Origin of the sequence: Mesoplasma florum L1, assembly GCF_000008305.1 — a bacterium.
Lineage (GTDB): Bacteria > Bacillota_I > Bacilli_A > Mycoplasmatales > Mycoplasmataceae > Mesoplasma > Mesoplasma florum.
In genome coordinates, this window is record NC_006055.1 from 368422 (window position 1) to 390799 (window position 22378).

Genomic DNA, 22378 nt, shown 5'->3' on the forward strand with positions numbered 1-22378 from the left:
AGTATTAAAGGCGGAAACAATAATGGAAAATATAAATTACAAAAAAGCAAAGAAACAAATTAGAAAATATAAATATACTTTTTTAAAAGTTTTAGGAACAATTATCTTATTTCCTATAGTTTTTATTGTTAGTGCCATACTATCAAAATTCTTTACTCCATACTTATTCAAATATCCAAGGGCAGGTACTGATGAAAACGGACAAGAAGTAAATACTTTAAATCATTACTTAACAGATATAAAAGAAAAGAAACTAAAAAATTGAGAACTTACTAAAGATCAAATTGAAGAATTTGAAATAGGGTCAAAAGAAGCAAGTATAAGTTGTTTAATCTTGAAAAATAATTCAAATAAATGAGTTGTTGCATTACACGGATTTAAAAGAAATAAGTATATGGGTGTTAGAAACGCTATTCAATTTTATAAAAAGGGATATAACGTAATATCATTTGATGCATATGCTCATGGTAAAACATATGGTAAATATTCTGATCTTGGAGTAACAAATTCAAAAGTTTTAAATGAAGTTATTAATTGAGTTAAAAATAATAATGATGTTGATGAGTTAGGTATTATTGGGGTAAGTATGGGAGCAGCTACAGCTGTTTATTGAGCACAACAATATTATCAAGTAAATAAAATCGATTGATTAATTTCAGATTGTGCTTTAACTCAACCAGTAGAACAAATTAGATTTTTCTTAAAAAAATACTTTAAGTGATTACCTTGATGAATTTCATCATTTAAAATTAATTGATTCTTCAAAAGATATTCAAAAACTAATTTAAAAGATATGAATTTACAGAATAATTTAAATTCATTTAGAGATTTACCAGTTTTATTTATTCATGGTAAATTAGATTCATTTATTGATTATAATAATTCAATAGTTATGTATTGTGAAAAAAGTAAAGATTCAAATAATAATAAAATTAAAATATTTGATGATTCAGAGCACAGCAGTTCAATAGTTGATCATCAAGAAGAATATATATTAATAACAATTGATTTTGTAAGAGAAATAATGAGAAAAAATAAAAAGTAAATAAACACCAAATGGTGTTTTTTATTTTAACTTTAAAGGAATTCAATTTAATCATAAAATAAGTATAATGATATTAGAAATGAGGTTTTTTCAAATGGATCATGGTTATATATATTCTTACATTGAAAATAAAATACTAAGTAATGAATTTAGTGCAGACCAAAAAATGCTTTCAGAAAATCAAATATGCATAAAATTTAATGTTTCAAGAACTTTAGCTAGAGATGTTTACAAGGAATTAGTAGTTGATGGTTATCTGTATAGTATTCATGGTAAGGGGTATTTTGTAAATGACAAAAAATACTGAATGAAAAATATAGGATTAGATAAAAAGTATCCTCATTCAGAATATAAAAATGAAATTCTTGACTTCAAAATTGAATTACCTAATTGATTTGTTGAAAATTATAAATTAAATAAAAATGATTATAATTGTTTTACAAAAGCAAGATATTTAAATAATAAACAAAGACATTTATCATATGTTTTTTTGAATAATAAACTAATTTTAAATATGGATCTTAAAGAAATAAAAAAATCAGTTGTTAATTATCTAAAAAAAGATTTTGAATTTAAAAAATCATATAATTTTATCAAAATAGAAAAAGCTACAAAATTTGATGCTGATTTTTTTAGTATTAATGAAAATGATTTTATTGTTTGTCAATATTCCGTAATTTATCATAATGATGAAATAGTATTGCAATGCTCATTAGATAAAAGACCAATTGAATATTTAAATTTTGGATACATAGCAAACGTTTAAAATCTTGTTACTACAAGTTACACTCACTAAAACCAATTTTATAATAATAATGTGAGGTGACAAAAATGTCTATAAGAGATAATATAACAAAAAAACAATATGCATATAATTGTGTAGAACATGAAAGAATTTTTTCTATTGAGTCAAACTATGCTATTGCATTAAGATTAAGTGACGTTTGAGAAGAAGGCAATAAGCTTTATGTGGAAGTTACTTTTAATAATTTTCAAAAAGCTTATTTATCATTTGCTGAATATGAAAATGGAATAGTTAATATAAGATATTGACAAAAACAAATCCCAGTAAATAGATATTATGATAAAAACCATGAAAACATGGTCACAACAAAAATAAAATATAAAAATGATAAAAATGAAATAGTAATTTCATTAAAAAATGGTGAAAATATTATTATTACAAAAAATAAATTCCAATTAGCATTAGTAGACGTTAATGGTGAGATAAAAACAAAAACTTCTTTAAGACCAGGATGAGATCATTTAGAAGGATATTGCACACCACCTTTAGGATTTAAAATTGATGATAATATTCAAAAGCCATTTATGACAATGCAGTTAGCTAGTGAAGAGTTAATTTATGGGTTAGGTGAAAAATTTAACAATTTTGTTAAAAACGGTGTTCAATCAACTATTTTTAATGTAGATAATGAAGCTGTTTCAAATGGTGATTATGCTTATTCAGGAGTACCTTTAGTATATTCTTCAAGAAATTGAGGATTACTATTAAATACAGCTCATAAAACAGAGTGAGAAATTGGTTCACCAACAACCGAAAGTTTATCGTTTATGTCTACAGAAGAATGTTTAGATATAATTTTATTTTCAGGAGATTCATTAAAAGATTTAGTTAAACAATATACTTTATTTACAGGTAGAATAACTGGTGTTCCAGATGAAGCCTATGGATTATGATTAAACAGACTTTATTATCATAATAAAAAAGAATTATTTACTGAAATTGAAAATTCAATAAAAAATGAGTATCCAATAGATGTATTTACATTGGATCCAAAATGAATCAAAAATAGATATACAAAATCATGTAATTTTGAATTCAATGACGATCAATTTGGAGATTTAGAAACAATGCTTAGCGAAGTCCACGAAAAAGGATTTAAAATGTGTTTCTGAATAAACCCTTATTTACAAATAGATAACTCTGAAATGTGAAATGAAGTTTACGAAAAAGGTTATCATGTTAAAAAAGCTGATGGAAGTATTGCACATATTTGAAGTGGTTTTGGTAATTACCAAGAAACAGCTTCAGCTATAGATTTAACAAATCCAGATGCTGTAGTATATTGAAAAAATAAAATAAAAGATTTAATGTACAAAGGTGTAGATTTTATTAAAACTGATTATGGTGATAGTGTTGATGAAGACGCTGTAATGTTTAACGGTGAAAAAGGAACAAATTTTAAAAATGCTTATGCTGAATTATATCTAAGATATGTTTATGAAGCAACTCAAGAAGTGAAAGGTATAGATAAAGGTTTCTGTTTATCAAGACCTGGATATATTGGAACACAAAAATATGTTGGAAAATGAGCTGGAGATTCAGCATCAAGTTTTAATGAACTAAAAATGCAATTACTTTCTGGTTTATCAAATTCACTTTGTGGAACAGTAATGTGAGGAACTGATATAGGTGGCTTTTTAGATATTAACGCTAATGAAGAAGACTTGTATGCAAGATGATCACAATTTGGTTTATTGACACCTTTTTCAAGATACCATGGTGTTGGAGCAAGAGAACCTTGATATTTTGGAGAAAAAGACTTAAATATTTCTAGAGAAGCCGCTAAATTAAAAAGACAATTACTTCCTTACTATAAAATCTATGAAAAAGAAGCTATTGAATCAGGATTACCAATAATAAGACCTTTAGTTCTTGAATTCCCTAATGATACAATTGCTGCTAAAATAGATGATCAATTTATGTTGGGTGAAAATATTATGGTTGCTCCTATTTTAAGTAATAAAAAATATGAAAGACAAGTTTATTTCCCTGAAGGAAACTGAATTGATTTTTCAGATAAAAAAATTTATGAAGGTAACAAAAAATATAATATTGATTGTCCAATTGAAAAAATACTAATCTTTGTTAAAGAAAATTCAATTATACCTATGATTAAAAATCCTATGTATAAATTTAACAATATAGATAATGAAAAAATTAAATTAAGAATCTATGGAAATGTTTTAAATGAAACATTAAAATTTAGAATAAATGACAAAGACTACTCTGTTGAAGTGAGAGACAACAAAATAGTTAATGAAAATGAAAAATTCGAAGTAGAATAAGGTGAAATTTATGGCAGAAAGCAAAAACATCAAAATTTATGCTCCCGTAGATTGTCATGTAGAAGATATAAAAGAATTAAATGATGGGGTTTTTAGTGAAGGCTTACTTGGAATGGGTATTTTCTTTGAACCAAAAAACAATAAAATTTGTTCTCCAGTGTATGGAAAATGCGTTCAAATATTTCATACAAAACATGCTATTCATTTTGAAGATTCAAATGGTAATATTTTATTAATGCATATTGGTATTGATTCAGTTCAGTTAAATGGTGAAGGGTTTGATTTAAAAATACAACCTGGACAAACTGTTGAACCAAAAACTGAAGTTGTAGATGTTGATTTTAAATTATTTGAAAAAAATAATATTATAAAATCAACACCAATAGTTATTGAACAAGATCAAAAGTATGATTATAAAATAATATTCTTAAAACCTGGTGATTATAAAAAAGGTGATTTAATTTTAGAAATTGAAAAAACAATTAAAACTGAAACAAATATTGAAAAAGAAGAAATCAACTTATTGGATGAACAAGGTAATACATTACCTATAATTTTTCAAGATAAATGAGAAAGTTTATCAGCTGAAGTGTTAAAAGCGGTTCAATCAAAAGATAATGTTGTTAATATTAATAACTGTAACACTAGATTGAGATTACAAATCAAAGATACATCAATAATAAATACTGAAGAAGTTAAAAATAATAGATGAGTTAAAGGTGTTAACCTAAAAGGGAACGAACTACAAATAATTATAGGTCCGGATGCTTATAAACTTAAAGACGCATTCACAGAATTTATAAATAAAAAACAAGTTAGTTTAAAAACTAAAGCGCCTGCTGAATCATTTAAGTCAAAGTTTATTAAAATAGTTAATGGTGTTTTAGTACCTGTTGTGCCTGTTATTTGTGCAGCATCATTTATCACTTTAGTAAAAACTATATTAGAAACAACTGGAGTTATTGATAGTGTTTCATTGAACTATATTTTTAGTAACAATGAAAGCTTAATTAATGGTGGTATAAAAATACTGTCTGACTATGGATTAGTGACTGGTTTATTCTTTATTTTAAGTCAAACTGCTTGGGCCTTTGTTGGAATATATTTTAGTTATTCAACAGTTAAGTTTTTAAAAGGAAACGAAATAATGGGTATTTTAATAGGGCTTACTTTAATTTGTCCATTCTTATTTGGAGGAGCAAAATGAGATCTGTTCTCACTTGGAAATTGAACATTTAGTGTAACAGCTTATCCTTCATCTATTCTACCGCATATATTTGTTGGTGTAGTATATGTTTACTTTGATAGATGAGTAAGAAAATGAATGCCAGTTAGTGTAGATTTAATTTTTAGACACTCACTAACTTATGCAGTTTCACTATTATCAGTATTTTTATTTGCTGGACCATTATTGGCTTTAGTTGAAAGTGGATTATATTTTGTTATTATTGATGGTTTAGCTAATATACCATATGGTATTGGAACTGGTATATTTGGTTTATTATGACAACCACTTGTTTTAACAGGTATGCACGCAGCATTCTATATTCCTATTAATCAACAAATTGGTGAAGGAACACCTTTAGTTTTAGGAACTGTTAAAGAAATCGGTTCTCTTGGTCAATTTGGAGCATGTTTTGCATTATTATTTATTACTAAAAATTCAAATTTAAAACAAGTAGCAGTTTCAGCAGCTCCGCCTGCATTATTAGGAATAACAGAACCTGCAATTTATGGTTGCAACTTAGTTAAAGTTACACCATTTATAGCAGGATGTATTGGATCAGGAATTGGTGGTATTTATTATGGTGTAACTAACACCCAATTGTATGCAATTGGAAATGGTGTTTTATGTGCAATAGGTGCTATTCCTGGTGGAACAATGAATCTAGTTAACTGTTTAATTGGATTTGTAATAACAATATGTTCTGCATTTGTGATTACTTTATTTTTATATAAAGAAAGAGTTGATGAACAAAAAGGTATCAAAAAAATATATAAAAAAATATCAAGCTTAATTAACCCAAAAAATGAAGCAATAATATCATTTGATACAGAAATTTCTGAAATTTCAGAATTATATTCAAAAGAAACAAAAGAACAAATTAAACGTTTAGAAGATTTATTATACAAAAAAGGTATTATTGAAAATAAACTTGAAAAAATTAATGTAAAAGAAGATTTAAAAAAACAAAATTATTCTAAAAAAGCATTAAAAGCTTATAAAAAAGATAACAATGAAAAAGTTGTTAAATATAATACTTTATTACAAAATGTTAAATCAAATAAAAAATCTTTAAATGATAAGTTAGAAGAATATATTAGAGAAATTTTAGAATTAAATAGTCAATATAATAAAATTACAATTAAAGCAAAAGAAATAACTAATGAATCAGTTGATAGAGTAGTTATGATCACTAATAAGTCAGAATTTAATGAAATTAAAAACAATTTTAATCAGTTAATTATGGCCTTAGAAAATAATGCATTAAATTTACCTAAAAATAATGAAGAATTATTTAACTTTCATGCATTTGCTAAAAAGCAAAAAAACTCAAGTAAAGTTAATGCATAATAGAAATAAAAACTAGAAGATATTAACTTCTAGTTTTTATTTATCAAATTTAATTTTTACCTGATCAACTAAATCTATTTCATTACCTGCCATATTTATTTCATTTTTAAAATTAGATTGATAGTTTTTAGTTAAGTTATTGTATAAGAAATTGATGTTCATTTGATTTTCTAAAATATTGTCTAAAATGATTGGTTTAAAGTGAGAAATCTGATTTCTTAATTCACGTATACCATCAAATTCATTACGAGAAATGATAGGTCTATCATTGTATACACTTTGAATTTTATTTAAGTTTTTAAAATATAAATTTTGAGCTTCACTCATGTTAACGTTTTCTTTTAAAAAGAATTCTACATCTTTAACATCACAATTCATTAAAACAGCTCTTATATATTCTTCAAAGAAACAAATATAACGATAAAGAATATATTTAAGTCTTAGATCATATTGAATAACAGCAGCTATTTTAGCATATTCATCAGTATTTAAATATTTAGCTATGTATTGATGATATTCAACACCTTTAAGTTCTTTATATTTATTATATGAATCTATTTCATTCTGATTTTTAAATTTTATTTCAATCATAGTATCTCCGATATCATAATTATCACATATTAAAACAAAAGTAGATTAATCTTTTAAATAAAGTAATATAATAAAATAAAAAATGGAGGAATATATGAATAAAAAAGTTTTTATTTCTTATTGGCATTCTGGTCATCAAATACAAAAAGATGAATTAGAAAAAACAGTAAGAGCTTCTAGAAATATAAATAATTCTGTTCACATTGGAGATATTAATGAAAATCTACCAACTGAAAGAATTTATCAAATAATAAGAGATGATTATTTAAAAGATAGTCAGGTAACAATTGTTCTTCTAGGTTTACATACAAATCACCGTAAGCATATAGATAGAGAAATTGCTTCATCTATTAGAGAAACATTTTTAAATCCAAGAAATGGGCTTGTTATTCTTGTTATGCCTGAGATGGTGCCTTATGTTTCAGCAGGGACATGAAATAGTGAAAGAATATGTGGACCCAGAATTTCAAAAAATATAAAAAATAACTATGCAGTTTTTGATTATTATCACAACGTAATTAATAACCCTTCAAAATTAAACGAATTAATTGAAAAAGCTTATTTAAATAGAAATAATGTACTACCCAATAATTCTGATCCTTACAGAAGTAACAATACAAGCTGTACAATATGTGGGAGATAAAAGATGAAAATAGAGATTAATAATTTATGATATTTAGTAATAATTTTAATTATTATATTATTTTTTATTTTTATTCCTTTAATAATAAAAAGTATTAAACTAAAATTAAAAAATAATAAAAACTTAAAACAAACTAAACAATCATTTAAAAATCTTTTAGATAATAAAGATTTAAGTTTAAATAATAAAATCTTTTTTAAAAGAGAAGATAAAAAATTAAATTTACATCTTAAAGAACTTATTGGTTCAAGTTCACTTTCAAGTTCAGTTAAAACAAATTTAGATTTTAAAATAGTTACATTTGAGATTCAATCAAATTTACCTGAAAAAATAAATAATAGACAAATTTCTTGAAAAGCATTCACAGCGATTATAACTTCTGTTATAACAAATGATTCAAGAGGCGATACTGCAGAAGCAGTTAATTCAATTTATCAATTATTTAAATTTTTAAAAAAACTTGTAATTGAAAGTGAGAATTCACCAATCATTCCATCAATGTTACTAAAAATAATAAATACAGATTTAAGGCCAATATTAACTTTTACAAGAAGTTTTATGTTTTCTGATGCAGAAGGAAAAAATAAAGTTAAAAAAGATTTTGAAAACCAAGAAGAACAATTTTGAAATAAAATTAATGATTTAAAAATTACTTTATTAGAGAGAAATGATTTAAAAATTTTATGTTTATTTTCTCAAAATTACATAACAACTGATGAAATTTATAATTTACTAAATATTAGCGATGAGTTGAAAAAGCAACTTATGTCTAAAAATAAAGAATCAAAAAAAATTATAGACGAAGTTGAAAAAGAAATAAAAAATTCAAAAATTTAAGTAAATTTTATAAACAAAGAACTTATTTAAACAAGTTCTTTTTTTGTTTGAGATTTATTTGTTATAAAATATATAAATAAAAAGGGTGAGAAGATGAACGAATTATTAACTTTTAGAGGATATGTAGTTAAATATGGTTTTTCAAATGATGCTGGTTGAGGAACTGGTACATTTGCTAGTGAAGATAATTTAAAACAACATATGAGTATTAAAGGATCAATAACTAGTATGGATAAAAAAACTTTATATGAAATAACTGGATATTTTGAAGAACATCCTCGTTATGGTAAAAGTTTTAATGTTCAAACTTATCGAAAAGCACCTATTCACTCAACTAAAGAACAAATTAAATTTTTAGCAGGTCCTGCATTTCCAGGTGTAGGAGAAAAAACAGCTGAAATTATAATAAATCACTTAGGTGATAAAGCAATTACACAATTAGTTAAAAATATTGAATTATTAAATGAAATACCAGGACTTAATGCTATTTATATCCCAATTATTAAAAAAGGAATAGAAGAGAATATCAGACAAGAAGGTCAAGAAAGATTAAGATATATCTTTTTTGAAAATAATCTTAAAACTTCAATATTAGATTGAATGGATAATCACTTTGATCAAGATAATGACATTATTGAAAGCATTTTTTCAAATTCATTTTTATCTTTTGCAAAAGATAAAGAAATTGCTTCATTTGAAGAACTTGATAAAGTTGCTGTTCATTTTGGATTAGAATTACACTCACCTGAAAGAATAGCTTATTGAGCTTGAAAGTTAGCTGATGATTTTTTATTTGCATCTGGAGATACTTATACAAACAAAGATTATCTTTCAAGAAGTTTAATGCGTAAGTTAAAAATACAAGATACCGAATTACTTTTTGAAGGTATTTTATATGCTAAAGAAAAAGGTATTTTAAAATTAACTAAAAATCGTATTTATACAGAAGAATCTTGAAGAGAAGAGCAAATTATCGCAGATAATATAATAAAGCTTAATATACCCACTAAAAATGCCAATAAAGAAGGTATTTCATGAGAAATAAATCAAATTGAAGAAGAAATAGCTTATGAAAATAAAATTAAAGATTTTAAATTTGATGAAAAACAAAGAGAAGCATTAGAATTATTTGCCAATAATAAATTATCTATTATTACTGGTGGACCAGGAACTGGTAAAACAACATTGATTAAAGGAATAGTTAAATTGTTTAATCGTATGAGTGGTACTGAGGACTATGCAATAGCAACACCAACCGGAAGAGCTGCTGCTAGAATTAGAGAAACATACAAGAAATCATATGCAACAACAATACACAAACTATTAGAAGCAAAAGAACTTAATAAGTTTCAAATTACACAAAATAATCCATTAAATCAAAAACTTGTAATTTTAGATGAATGCTCAATGATAGATAATAAATTATTTGCAAGTTTTATACAATCTTGTGATCGAGTTAGAAAAGTAGTTTTAGTTGGTGATGCTAATCAATTACCAAGTGTAGGGTATGGAAATACATTTGCTGATTTATTAGAACTAGATTTTTTAAAAACAATTAAACTAGATACAGTTCATAGACAAAAGAATGGCAATGGTATTGTTGATTTAGCTTATAAAGTGTTAAATGAGACATTAGAGATAAGTGATTTAGAATCTATGAGTAATGTTGAAATAAACTTTGATTATAATAATCAAAACACCATGAACAAAGTTACTGAAATTGTTGGTCAACATTGAGATGATTTAGAAAAAAGAGCTAATCATTTACAAGTTATTTGTCCAATGTATGGTGGTGAATTAGGAATTGATGAAATCAATGCTCAAATCCAAAATGAATTTAATGAAAATGTTAAAGATAAAAAGAAAGTCTATGATCGAGGAGATTATCGATTTGTAGTTGAAGATAAAATCATGTTTTTAAAAAATGACACTGATTTAGATTTAGCTAATGGTGATGTAGGTAAAATAATTAAAATTAATTATGATGCTATAGGTAGATTAAAAGATGTTTTAACTGAATTTAATGATAAAGAGATATTATTACAACCAAAAAACTTTAGTGATGTAAAATTATCTTATGCAACTAGTGTGCATAAGACTCAAGGAAGTGAATATAATAATGTTTTATTAGTTATAGATAGTCCTAAATTTAATTCAGGCTTTATTAATAAAACATTAATTTACACAGCAGTAACAAGAGCAAAAGATAAAATAGTTATTTTAGGTGATAGTGATTTATTCTTTAATGCAATTAAAATAACACCACCTAGAAGAAATACAACACTTATTGAAACTATGCTAGAAAAGAGAGAAACAAATGGGTAAAAAACAAACGTATTTAAAATATTTAGCAACAGCTTCAGGATTATTCTTTTTAAGTTCATTATTGGTTAAATATTTTGATTTTAAAAAAGGTGTGTTTGAAGGAAATACAACAGCTTTATTAATAACAGAAATCATTTTATTTTTAATTGGTTGTTTATTATTAGGATTTTATTGATTTGTTAAATTTTATGATTTAAATAAAGAAAAAGAATATGTAATGACTAAAAAAGAAAAAATTTATTTTCTTAGTTCTTTAGGTTTATATTCATTAAGTTTAATTTTAACTATGATATTTATTATAGCTGCTCATAATATTGTTAATATAACTACATTGTTTTTTGTAATGATAGTATTTATATTATTAGGTTTAATAGTAGGATCTGTATTTGAAATGATTAGTCGTTTAGGATATCAAAGCTATGTAGCCAGAAAAGAATATGAACAAGCACAAATAATTAAAAAAGAACGTATCAAAAAAATGATTAGCGAAGATAAAAGTATAACTGAAGAAGAAGCTAAAACTATAGTTAGTACAAATAAAAAAAGAACAAAAGAAGCTGAAACATTATTGAAAGCTGATATTGTTAAAAAGAAAAAAGAAAAAGACACTAATCCTTTTAAAGATTAATGTCTTTTTTAAATTAATTTTTAATACTCATTGCTGATATTGAGTATTTGTTTTTAACTACTTTAATTGTTATTGTAATAGTTTTATTGTCTATAACATATTCAAAATTATTATCATCAATTTGTTTTTCATTTGAAACTTTAATTGAATCAAATTTTTCTTGCATTTCTTGTTTTAATTTTTCTTGTGATTCTTTAAATTCTTTTGTTTTATTATTTAAAGCAGTAAATAATCCATTGCTTCCTTTTGTATCGTTTAATATTTTACCTAAATAGTCAAAAAATGATCCTGATTTTATAAATTCTTTATCATCACCAATAGAAGGTCTAATATATCCTAATTTACTTAATAAATCTTTTGGATTTTCTTGTGCAACTTTAACAACACCTTGTAATTGATTTATTAAATTAGAAACATTATTAAAATCTATTTTTAATGGTTGATCATTTTCAGTTGTTGTTAAATCAGTTAAACGAGTTAGTAAAGTTTTAATTGTGTAATCACCACTAATCGGGAAACCTAAGATATTAACTTTCCCATTCTTATTTAATTTTTTATTTGTAAAAGGTATTAAAAATTTATTTCAAGTAACATCTCATGGTTTTGATAAAATTCCGTCATTAATTAAATCAATTAATAAGTTAGCAGTTTTTTCATCAATTGTTCCTAGCGCAGCAGCTGCTTTTAAAGCAGTTGTAATTAAAGGTCTAAGAATAGATTCACTTATTTTACCAACTATATTATTATTAGAACTTACTAATCCTAATCCTCCAACAAGCATACTTCCTATTGGTTTATTAGGCGTTGAAGTACCATTTAATAACGCTTTAAAAACTCCACTTAAACCAGCATCATCATATACTGTATTCGTAAAGTTATACATGAAACCATCTATATCAGGAATTAGCCCATTAGCTGCTGGTTTATATTTTTCATGCCCTCTAAATAAAAATTGTAATAAATTTTGTATTTCTTTACCACTTTCATCATTAAAAGTTTTATCTAAATATCTGATTAATTTTTTGATATCTAATTCATTTTTAACTTGAGAATATTTTGTATTTCTAATACTTTGTAAATTACTTCATGAAAGTGTTTCAATATTTGATTCTGATTTTTCTATAATTTCTAATCTTTGAGTAGCAAAGTTATTTAGATAGATAACTAATACTCTAGCAAAGTTAACGATTGAACATAATGAATCTCAATTATCTACAATATTTAGATTAACATTAGATTGTTTTGATAAATCTTGCATTGCTAAAACAGAACCATTTAACGCTGCTGCTCTTCATTCATTGGCTTCTTTTGCTGTTGAATTTTTGTATCTTGCTTCTTTACCTGCAAAAACATTTAAAGCATTACCAAAATCAACAATAGATGAGTTTAAAACTTCCTCCATTGTATAATTTTGATATTTTGCAGTTGAAGGACTTAAAGCATCAGCTAATTTTTTAATATTGGCATCTGGTAATAATGCTGCTGCATATTCTAATAATCCTTGATCAGAAATGATTTGTGGCATTAAAGTAATTCCTAAATCAACTAAAAATAAAATCATTTCAATTATTTGTCCGTTACTCATAAATGAAATTAATGTAGGATAAATATTTGAAATATTCATAATTATATTAGGATCTTTTGGTGCTGCTCCAGAAATAATTTGAATGTTACTCTTATCTTTTAATTTACTACTTATTAATTCATTACCAAAATATGTAGATTGAATGTCAGTAAAGCGAGAATTATTATTTATTCCATTAGTATTTGATGTTTCAGCGGTTGCATCTAATTGTTTTATTCATTTATTTTTAATCATATTTTCATATACATAATTAAAATCATAATTTGTAGATTTATTTGAATTTAAATAATATGCTTTAGCTACTTGTTTAAGCAAAATATTAATGTCTTGAGAATTATAAACAGCAGGTTCTTTTGCTTTAGGTTGTATTTGACCACAAGCAATAACAGAAGCTGAGGCTGAAGCTGTTAAAGTTACAGCAGCCAATAAAGAAATTAATTTTCTCATTTTTTACTCAACTCCTTTGCATGGTCTAAAAGAATTTCAGAAACCAATTCATGAACTTGTTTTGTTGGGTGAACAAAATCAGTAAAGAAAAATTTACTCATGTCTTTATCACGCTCATTATTGTTATATAAACTTCTTGAAGTTGATCTTGTTGCTGAAATTGTAATGTCTAAAGTATTTTTAGCTCCAAATACAATATCACTTTTAAATTCGTTTATTACACTAGAAACATTATCAAATAAATCTAATTTAGGATCTGTATTAAATGTCATTTTCTCGTTATTTAATTTTATTTCTATTGCTTGACCATCACTATATGCTTTATCAATAATTGCGTCTTGTCCTGCTATTTTTTTAAATTCATTTTCTAACTCATTAGTTTTTTTGTATAAATCATATAATTCAATTGAATCAGGATAGTATTGTTCAACTTCGTTAAGAACATTCATTATTTTAGAATAATATTCATCACAAATATTAATTATAAATTCAGCTGTTTTCTTTGCTTTAGAATTTCCTGCGTTAGCTTCATTAAAAATATCGCGATATCTTGGTGGAAAGTCCATTCTTGGAGGTGTCATAAAAATTATGTTTTTTATACCGTTGTTTAATAAATTAAATAAAGCTGTTCTTACTCTATCAATGCTATCATTCATAAATTCTATTTGTTTTGCTTCATTTCCTTCAAAACCAATTAATGAAAATAAATCATTACCACCAATTTCAAAAAACACTAAATCATTGTTGTTAATCTTATGTTGAGACAATAAAGCTTCAGTTTGTCTATCAATAGTTGCATCATTTAATAAAATACCAGTCGGTAAATCAAGTTTAGCTGCAGTAGCTCCACCAACAGAATAGTTTTTACCATAATTTGTGCTTTCTTTTTTAGATAAGAAATTACTTGGTTTCATTTCCCCAAAACCTAATTTTTCTGACAAAATTGTTCCAGCTGTCATTCCATTACTAAAAGCTGAATAATGCACATCATTTTTTTCATAACCATAAGCCCCTGATAGACTTACATTTAAATCAACCATTTGATTTGCAAACTTAGTTTTGATTAAATTTGAGATTCCATCAGTATCACTCAAACTATCACCAACTATATAAAAATTAGTAAAACCAAATTTACCTGGTTGACTATCATCGATTGCTTTTGATTTATCAATCCCTTTTCCAATCATTAATGGATTGTTAGTGAATGGTTCTTGATTTTCCCCACAACTAATAACACTAGTAACTACAGGGGTTATTAATGCTGTTGCCGCTAAAATTGCTAATAACTTTTTCATTTTATTCTCCTGCACTTTCAACTTTTTCAGATTTTTCTCATTTTTTATATTTTCATATTCCAAAACCTAAGCATGTAGGTGAAACTACAACAGCTGATAACATAAAAATAAATGATAATTGAGCCATTGTAAGACCTCTTGTAAAGTTTGGATGATATAAGTCGTCAATTGTTACATAATCAGCAACATCTTCAACTATTAAATTTTTGTCTACAAACGGATTTTGTAAACTTTGAATACTAATTGCATATTTGATTGAATCAATTTGTTGATTTAAAAATCATACCTTGTTATTCACTAGTTTTGTTCCTGGTGATTGTTTTACTGTAATTCCTGTCAAACCAGGACCAGTAGATTCAATTAAATCTTCATATTCATCTTGATCTCATACTGATTGTTGCTTAATTGCATTTTCTCTTAAATCGCTTGAAAACATTTCACTAATTCCATTTTTATGAAAAATTCATTGAGTACCAGTATTAACATAACCATATGATTGAAATTCTGATGCAATAGCTTGATCAAATTTAATCATATCTGTAGCAATGTCATAAAAATCAATATTTTGTTTTTGATCAATAACTGGTTGTCATCTTTCTGTATATCAATCATTTGTAAAATCAGTATATAAAGGTGTAAATTTGTCCTTTTCAGCTGCATTAAAAGAATCAATTGTTGAGATAGCATCAGCTAAATATGAAGTTCTTATAACGTTATGCATAATTGGTTCATATAATGGACTTTCTGCGTCTAAAACATACTTGTCTTTTGGCATAATAATTTGTAATTGTTTTTTAACTGAGTTAATAAATCTAATAGATTCAATTCCAAGTCCTGGTATAGTAGAGGCGACAGCACCAATACCGTATAAAGAAGATATCACAATAAGTGTTATCCCTTGTTTCTTAAGTCCAAACTTCATAAAAAATTTTCCTCTTTTATAACTTTCGTTTAAATAATATTAAGTATGATTATACATTAAATAATTATATTTTCAAAACTTTGTTGTTTTGCAAAACAATAAATTAAAGGTTGAAAAGTATTAAAGCTAATAAAATTTTTCTAATAATGGGAAACTCACATTTTTTAAAACTATTTTACTTTTAAGAATTTATAATAAATAAGAGTTTCTTAATTCGTTTCTTAATTCATTTAGAAGTAAGTCAATTATTATACTAATATAAAAAATTCAACATATTTATATTCTTTTCGTATTTCATTACATTTAAGATTATAAATTGATTCCTGTTTAACGATTTATTTTCTCAATCAAGATTTATAATTATTTAATAAAATTATATTTACTTTAAATTAAAGTATCAATAAAATTTAAAGTAAAGTAAAAAAATATGTTGTAAAAAATTAGACAAGAAAATATTAGATAAAATTATATATTTTTTCTTGCTATATTTTTTAAAATAGTGACTTTAAACTTACAAAAATATTTTAAGTTAACGAATAAAATAATAATTAAAAAAAGGAAAAATATATGAAAAAAGAATTTAACAAAGAAATCATAAAATTATCACCTAATAGAATAAATACGTTATTAGTAATTCAAAATAATCATTTTTTTGAAAGTGAGATTTTAAATAGACTAATTGACTTTATTGAAAAAATGCAAGTTTTTGAAAAAGTTTTTGAAAATGTTTTTGAAAAACATTATTCTTTGCATAAATTAATTAAACAATCATTTAGTTATTGCAATTCTTTATTTATTTTAAGGTCAGCAATAGAAAGTAATAAAATTGATGAAAAACTATTGTTTGAAAATTTTAGCAGTTTAACTTGATTATATTGTAAAAACATAATTTTCTTAATTAATGAAGAAAATGAAAATAATAAAGAAAAAAATTATAAATTAGGAAGTGATTTTTTAGAAGCTAATATTAATTTTTTAAGTTTTTTAAGAAATTTATTTTCTCATTTCTACTTAGATTCAATAACTATTCATAAACTTTTAAATTCTATATATGAATTTAATTTTTATAATAATAAAATTATTAATGATTTAGTTAATTCAAAACCAAATAAGTTATGTATGTTTGATTTGCTAAACTCAAATAAAAAAACAATAACACTTTGTAAAATACAAAATAAATATTTGGATGAGGCAATTTTAAATTTTAATAAAAATGATTTTGATGAAAATATGGAAGAAGTTTTATATGTAAAAGACGTAGATAAAATAAGAATTAAACTTTATGATGAAATCTTTAAGAATTTTCAAGAAAATAAAATAAATATTTTTAGTAATCCAGATCACTGAATAACATATTTAAGATTAAGTGATAATTATTTTTTAAGAATAGAAATGTACCCTTTTATTCATTCATTAATTGAATATTTTGAAATCTTTTATAATATTTTGAAAAAATAAAGTTGACTATAAGTTAAATAATTAATGAAAACAATAAAGTGAATAAGTTAATATTTTAGAAAATATGTTAAAGAAAAATAAGAAAAGTAATGCAATATTCTATTGCATATCTTATTTAAAGTAGATTTAATTACTAGAACTTGCATGAATGAAAAAGAAATTAAGCATCATAGTAAATAAAAATTTAGTTATTTTCTAAATAGTTTTATTAACTATCTTTCTTTTATGAAAAATACCAATAAAATAAAAATTAAATTATTTATAGTTTTAAATAATTATATTTTCAAAACTTTGTTGTTTTACCAGTTTATCCTTTTCGATTAAATTAGTTACTCCAATTCCAATTAAAGAAATAGATTCACCATCATAAATATCATCTAAAATAACTTTAACTCTTGAGTATAATTTTTCTAAACTATCTGTATATTCGTTAAAAGTTTCACTATATGTTCTTCTTTTTTTTTGTTCTTTTTTGTCAAAATTAATTTCTTGATTATAAAACTTAATTGACAATGTTACAGTTTTTGCAAGAATATTGTTCTTTTGCATTCTCAATACAACTTTTTCTGCTAAATTAAACAATATTTCTTCAATATCTTCAATTGCCATATTTTTCTTATCAAAAGTTTTTTCTTTAGATATTGATTTAACTGATGTTTCTCAATATGCTATTTCATCATTTTTAATTCCATGTAATTTTTGATACATTTTTTGTCCAGATAAACCAAAACTATCAGCTATTATTTTTTCATCAAGTTTCACAAAATCATTTACTGTTTTAACGTTTAATAACTCCATTTTTTCCAAAGATGAACTACCAACACCAATAACATCTTTGATTGATTTATTTCATATTAAAGTTTTAAAATTTTCTTTTGTTATTATTGTTATTCCATTAGGTTTTTTCATATCACTACCCATTTTTGAAAATAACCTTGTAAAACTAGCACCTATACTACAAGTTAAACCTGTTTCTTGATAAACTGCAGCTTGAATAGCTAAACATAAATTTTGAACATTTCCATATTTCTCTCAAATATTAGTAGCGTCAATAAAACATTCATCGATACCTAAAACCTCTACCTTATATGTAAACTGTTCTTTTATTAAATTAAATATTCTTTCGCTATATTCTTCATATAGATCTCTATTACCTTCTTTAATTATTAATTCACCATAAGCTAGTTGTTTTGCTTCAAATATAGGCGTTCCTGCTTTTATCCCATATTTTCTAGCATCATATGAAGCTGCAACAATAATACTTCTATCATTATTTCTTGCTACAACAACTGGTTTATTTTTTAAAGTCTTATCATGAGCTTGCTCACAACTTGCAAAAAAAGCATCCATATCAAGATGCAAAATTACTTTTTGATTCATGTGGATGCCTCCTTTTTATGTTAAGTATTTTCAAGATTGATTAACAACTTTGTTTAGTTCTTCATCTTTTCAATTCTTTTGTTTTTCTGTTTTTGTTAAATAAGCTAAATATTCAATATTTTGTTTCTTATTACCAACTATTGGTGAATAAGTTAATCTATCAACAGAGAAACCATTTTCTTTAGAATAATATATAAAATTTTTAATAACTTGTAAATGTGTTGATTTTAAATTAACTTTACCATTTTTAGCTAATTCACTACCTGCTTCAAACTCAGGTTTGATTAATACAACACCACTTGTTTGCTCTTGAATTAAATTGTTTAAAGTTGGTAAAATTTTATCTAATGAAATAAAACTTACATCGCAACAAAAGAATTCTATATTTTTATCAAAGTCTTCTTTTTTTGCATATCTAAAATTATATTTTTGCATATCTTTGACTAATTTATTATTTTTTAAAGATTCATCTAATTGATCAGTACCTACATCAACTGCATAAACTAAACTTGCATTATTTTCTAAACATACTTGTGTAAAACCACCAGTTGAAGCACCAATATCTAAACATACTTTATTGTTTAAATCAATTTTTCAATCCTTAATAGTTTTTTCTAATTTTAAACCAGCTCTTGAAACAAAAGTACTTTGCTTCAATCTAATATCGATTAAATCAGTTTCACTAACCATAAAACCAGCTTTTGTAATTAAAACATTATTTACATATACTTCTTTTCTATTAACTATTTGTTCTTTTGCCTTACTTCTTGTAGAAACTAATGCTTTTTCTACAAGAACTTCATCTAAACGCTTTTTCATTAATTAAATTCTTCGATTTTATTTTCTGCTAAAACTTTGTTAATAGTGCCTTTGTATTCAGTTAGCTTTTCTTTTGCTAATTGAATTCTTTTAATGTTTTCTTCAAATATCTTCATTGCTTCTTCCATTGATATTTCACTTGATGATAATTTTAATGTTTCTTCTTTTAATTCAATAATTAATTGATCGTATGTTTTATTTTCCATGTTTTTTTACTCCTTTTATGATAGTTTCTATTTCACCATCTTTTAACACAAGTTTTATTTCTTGATTTATATCTACTTTGTCAACAGAATTAATAATTTGCTTATCTTTACTCATAATTAAACCAAATCCTTTGTCTAATGGCTTTTTAGGGTCTAATAGAGCTGTTTTTGATTCTATGTTTTCTATAAACATTTCATTTCTGCTAATTATATTGTTTATATTATTGATAAAACTTTTTTCAATGTAATTTAAATCAAGTGATTGTAAGTCATATTTATTATTAATCTTTAAAATATTTTGTTTTTTAAATTCTTCAATTTTTAATTGTTGGTTGTTATAAACATTCTTAAATAAACGAATTTGATTTTCATAATTATATGCTAATTCTTTTAATAGTTCTTCTGTACTAATTGAAGCTAATTCAGCTGCTGCAGTTGGTGTTGCTGCTCTTAGATCAGCAACATAATCACTTAGTGTTATATCTGGTTCATGACCAACAGCACTAATTACTGGAATTGATGAATCAACTATGGCTTTTAAAACTTTCATTTCATTAAAAGTTCATAAGTCTTCATAACTTCCTCCACCACGACCAACAATTAAGATATCTAACTTAGGTTCAAATAAATTAGCTTGTTGTATTTTATTTGCTATATCAAACTTAGCAGTTTCACCTTGAACCATTGTTGGAAACAAGTAAATGTTTACAGAAGGCATTCTTCTTTTTAATGTTGTTATTAAATCTTTAATAGCTGCACCAGAATCAGTTGTTATTAAACCAATATTTTTAGCAAATCTATTTATTGGTTTTTTTCTTGATTCATCTGTTCAACCTAGAGCAGTTATTTCTTTTAAACGTTCTTCAAAAATTTCTTGAAGATCACCTTTTCCTTCAACACTTACATCAACAGCTTCAAAACTTACTCTTCCACTTGGAACATAATAAGTTAATCTACCATAACATGTAATTTCCATTCCTTCTTTTACATTTAAGTTTGTTAGTTTGTGTGCATTACTTTTTCATATCATTGCAGCTATTGTGCTTTGATTATCTTTTAAAGAAAAATATACATGTCCCGATTTGTTAAAAGTTAGATTGCCAACTTCCCCTCTGACATATATATTTTTAAAATAATTACTACCTTCAATAGCTTCTTTAAATATTTGACTTATTTCAGCTACTGAAAATATTTTGTTTTCCATTATAGTTTAATAACCTTATCCAAACACGCATTTACAAACTTGTAATCAAAATCAACTTCGTTTTCTTTCACCAAATTAACTAATTCATTAATTGTTACAGCTTTTGGAGTTGGAGTAAAAATAATTTCATATGCACCAATAATTAAAATTGATTGAATGTATGTTGGTATTCTTTCTCATTTTCAATTAGCACTTAAATGTTTAATAATTTCTTTTTTCAGATCTGAAAGCTTTTCAGCAATATTATTTGCTATTAGTGTTGTCTCAACATCTAATTTTTCTTGTGTTTCATCTAATATATCTTGTTTGATGTAATTAACATCATTATTCATTAATAAATATCTATAAAACATTTGAACTAGATATGTACGTCTTTTTGTCATACTTAATTTTTGTTCACTCATAATATCACCTGCCCCTTGATTTATTAATTATCTCATATTTTATTTAACTTTTTTGGAAAAATTTTTATTAATTAGGTTTTCAATTTCTTCTTTATATGGAGGTTTATCTTCTACATAAGGTGTTTCTAAAATTTTTGGAATATCTATATATTCTTCATCTCAAAGTACTTTTAATAAATTGTCAAAACCAATGTAACCATAACCAATATTCTCATGTCTATCTTTATGAGCTAATAACGGGTTTTTTGAATCATTTAAATGGAAACATAAAACTTTATCTTTACCAATTGTTTTATTAATTTCTTCTTTAATTAATTCTCAATTATTAAAATCATAACCAGCATCATGCATATGACATGTATCTAAACATACAGCAACTTTTTCTGGTTCGTTTACATTATCAATAACATATTTAAAATCATTTAAAGATAAACCAACTTCAGTACCTTTTCCAGCCATTGTTTCTAATGCAATAATTACATTAGTTTGACTTGACGCAACAGCATTTAATCCTTTTACTAAAGCATTTAAAGCATCTGTATAATCACCTTTTAATCTTGCTCCTGGGTGTAAAACTAAAATCTTAACTCCGATATCTTCACAACGTTTAATTTCTTGTTTTAAAAAATCAACACCAAAATCTCAAGTTGTTTGATTAACTGGATTTGAAATATTAATAATATAAGGTGCATGAACTACAATGTGATCTTTGTTAATATTATTTTCTTTTAATAATTGATTAAATTCTTCAATATACAACTTATCAGTTGCAGTACGAACTGAGTTTTGTGGTGCACCAGTATAAAACATTAAAGTATTAGCTTCATAACTTAAAGCTTCTTTTACACTTCCGATTAAATATTCTCCATGTTTATTTGATTTGCTCATACCAACATGGCTACCTAAAATTGGTTTTTTCATTTT

General features: G+C 24.5%; 19 protein-coding genes. 9 read left to right on the forward strand and 10 right to left on the reverse strand.

Annotated elements, in window-relative coordinates:
- The first annotated feature begins 22 nt into the window (after positions 1-22).
- The 4 genes from MFL_RS01650 to MFL_RS01665 all read left to right on the forward strand — a co-directional run bounded on the left by MFL_RS01650 (position 23) and on the right by MFL_RS01665 (position 6710).
- Positions 23-1045 (forward strand): alpha/beta hydrolase, encoded by a 1023-nt coding sequence (locus MFL_RS01650; protein WP_011183212.1) that lies wholly within the window; start codon positions 23-25, stop codon positions 1043-1045.
- A 94-nt stretch (positions 1046-1139) separates the two neighbouring features.
- A complete protein-coding gene (locus MFL_RS01655) occupies positions 1140-1811 on the forward strand; it encodes a GntR family transcriptional regulator (protein WP_164919782.1) in 672 nt (223 codons plus the stop codon).
- 65 nt (positions 1812-1876) lie between these two features.
- Positions 1877-4135, forward strand: a complete 2259-nt coding sequence (locus MFL_RS01660) for an alpha-xylosidase (protein WP_011183214.1) — start codon at positions 1877-1879, stop codon at positions 4133-4135.
- 10 nt (positions 4136-4145) lie between these two features.
- Positions 4146-6710, forward strand: a complete 2565-nt coding sequence (locus tag MFL_RS01665) for a glucose PTS transporter subunit IIA (RefSeq protein ID WP_011183215.1) — start codon at positions 4146-4148, stop codon at positions 6708-6710.
- Between the two features lie 36 nt (positions 6711-6746).
- Here the strand turns inward: MFL_RS01665 and MFL_RS01670 are convergent, their stop codons facing one another.
- Entirely contained in the window at positions 6747-7301 is a 555-nt protein-coding gene (locus MFL_RS01670) for a hypothetical protein (protein WP_011183216.1), read from the reverse strand.
- Positions 7302-7395: 94 nt separating this feature from the next.
- On the opposite strand from MFL_RS01670, the gene MFL_RS01675 reads away from it, so the two are divergent.
- The 4 genes from MFL_RS01675 (at position 7396) to MFL_RS01690 (ending at position 11734) form a co-directional block, all read left to right on the forward strand.
- On the forward strand, positions 7396-7944 hold the full coding sequence (locus tag MFL_RS01675; RefSeq protein WP_011183217.1) for a TIR domain-containing protein: 549 nt from the start codon (positions 7396-7398) through the stop codon (positions 7942-7944).
- 3 nt (positions 7945-7947) lie between these two features.
- Positions 7948-8781: a hypothetical protein gene (locus MFL_RS01680; protein ID WP_011183218.1), complete on the forward strand. Its 834-nt coding sequence runs from the start codon at positions 7948-7950 to the stop codon at positions 8779-8781.
- A gap of 93 nt (positions 8782-8874) precedes the next feature.
- The gene (locus MFL_RS01685) at positions 8875-11106 is read left to right on the forward strand and encodes an SF1B family DNA helicase RecD2 (protein WP_011183219.1); all 2232 of its coding nucleotides are present in this window, start codon (positions 8875-8877) and stop codon (positions 11104-11106) included.
- On the forward strand, positions 11099-11734 hold the full coding sequence (locus MFL_RS01690; RefSeq protein ID WP_011183220.1) for a substrate ABC transporter ATP-binding protein: 636 nt from the start codon (positions 11099-11101) through the stop codon (positions 11732-11734). Before MFL_RS01685 ends, MFL_RS01690 begins: the two co-directional genes overlap by 8 nt.
- Before the next feature lie 13 nt (positions 11735-11747).
- On the opposite strand, the gene MFL_RS01695 is transcribed toward MFL_RS01690, so the two are convergent.
- The 3 genes from MFL_RS01695 to MFL_RS01705 are packed head-to-tail and all read right to left on the reverse strand — an operon-like array spanning position 11748 to position 15983.
- Positions 11748-13766: a lipoprotein gene (locus tag MFL_RS01695; RefSeq protein WP_011183221.1), complete on the reverse strand. Its 2019-nt coding sequence runs from the start codon at positions 13764-13766 to the stop codon at positions 11748-11750.
- Complete coding sequence (locus MFL_RS01700) at positions 13754-15061, reverse strand: SGNH/GDSL hydrolase family protein (protein WP_011183222.1); 1308 nt, start codon at positions 15059-15061, stop codon at positions 13754-13756. The genes MFL_RS01695 and MFL_RS01700 overlap by 13 nt, the downstream gene beginning before the upstream one ends.
- Before the next feature lies 1 nt (position 15062).
- Positions 15063-15983 carry a hypothetical protein gene (locus MFL_RS01705; protein ID WP_011183223.1) on the reverse strand — a complete coding sequence of 307 codons (921 nt, stop codon included), beginning with the start codon at positions 15981-15983 and terminating at the stop codon, positions 15063-15065.
- 567 nt (positions 15984-16550) lie between these two features.
- Between MFL_RS01705 and MFL_RS01710 the strand changes: the two genes are divergently transcribed.
- Positions 16551-17441: a hypothetical protein gene (locus tag MFL_RS01710; RefSeq protein ID WP_011183224.1), complete on the forward strand. Its 891-nt coding sequence runs from the start codon at positions 16551-16553 to the stop codon at positions 17439-17441.
- Positions 17442-17708: 267 nt separating this feature from the next.
- On the opposite strand, the gene MFL_RS01715 is transcribed toward MFL_RS01710, so the two are convergent.
- Genes MFL_RS01715 through MFL_RS01740 form a run of 6 tightly spaced genes read right to left on the reverse strand, consistent with a single transcriptional unit; the run spans position 17709 to position 22375 of the window.
- Positions 17709-18821 carry a Y-family DNA polymerase gene (locus MFL_RS01715; RefSeq protein ID WP_011183225.1) on the reverse strand — a complete coding sequence of 371 codons (1113 nt, stop codon included), beginning with the start codon at positions 18819-18821 and terminating at the stop codon, positions 17709-17711.
- A gap of 15 nt (positions 18822-18836) precedes the next feature.
- The gene (locus MFL_RS01720) at positions 18837-19640 is read right to left on the reverse strand and encodes a TlyA family rRNA (cytidine-2'-O)-methyltransferase (RefSeq protein ID WP_011183226.1); all 804 of its coding nucleotides are present in this window, start codon (positions 19638-19640) and stop codon (positions 18837-18839) included.
- Positions 19640-19846 (reverse strand): exodeoxyribonuclease VII small subunit, encoded by a 207-nt coding sequence (xseB, locus tag MFL_RS01725; protein ID WP_011183227.1) that lies wholly within the window; start codon positions 19844-19846, stop codon positions 19640-19642. Before xseB ends, MFL_RS01720 begins: the two co-directional genes overlap by 1 nt.
- Complete coding sequence (gene xseA, locus MFL_RS01730) at positions 19836-21050, reverse strand: exodeoxyribonuclease VII large subunit (RefSeq protein ID WP_011183228.1); 1215 nt, start codon at positions 21048-21050, stop codon at positions 19836-19838. The genes xseB and xseA overlap by 11 nt, the downstream gene beginning before the upstream one ends.
- Entirely contained in the window at positions 21050-21454 is a 405-nt protein-coding gene (nusB, locus tag MFL_RS01735; RefSeq protein WP_011183229.1) for a transcription antitermination factor NusB, read from the reverse strand. Before nusB ends, xseA begins: the two co-directional genes overlap by 1 nt.
- A 39-nt stretch (positions 21455-21493) precedes the next feature.
- Entirely contained in the window at positions 21494-22375 is an 882-nt protein-coding gene (locus tag MFL_RS01740; protein WP_011183230.1) for a deoxyribonuclease IV, read from the reverse strand.
- Positions 22376-22378: the final 3 nt, after the last annotated feature.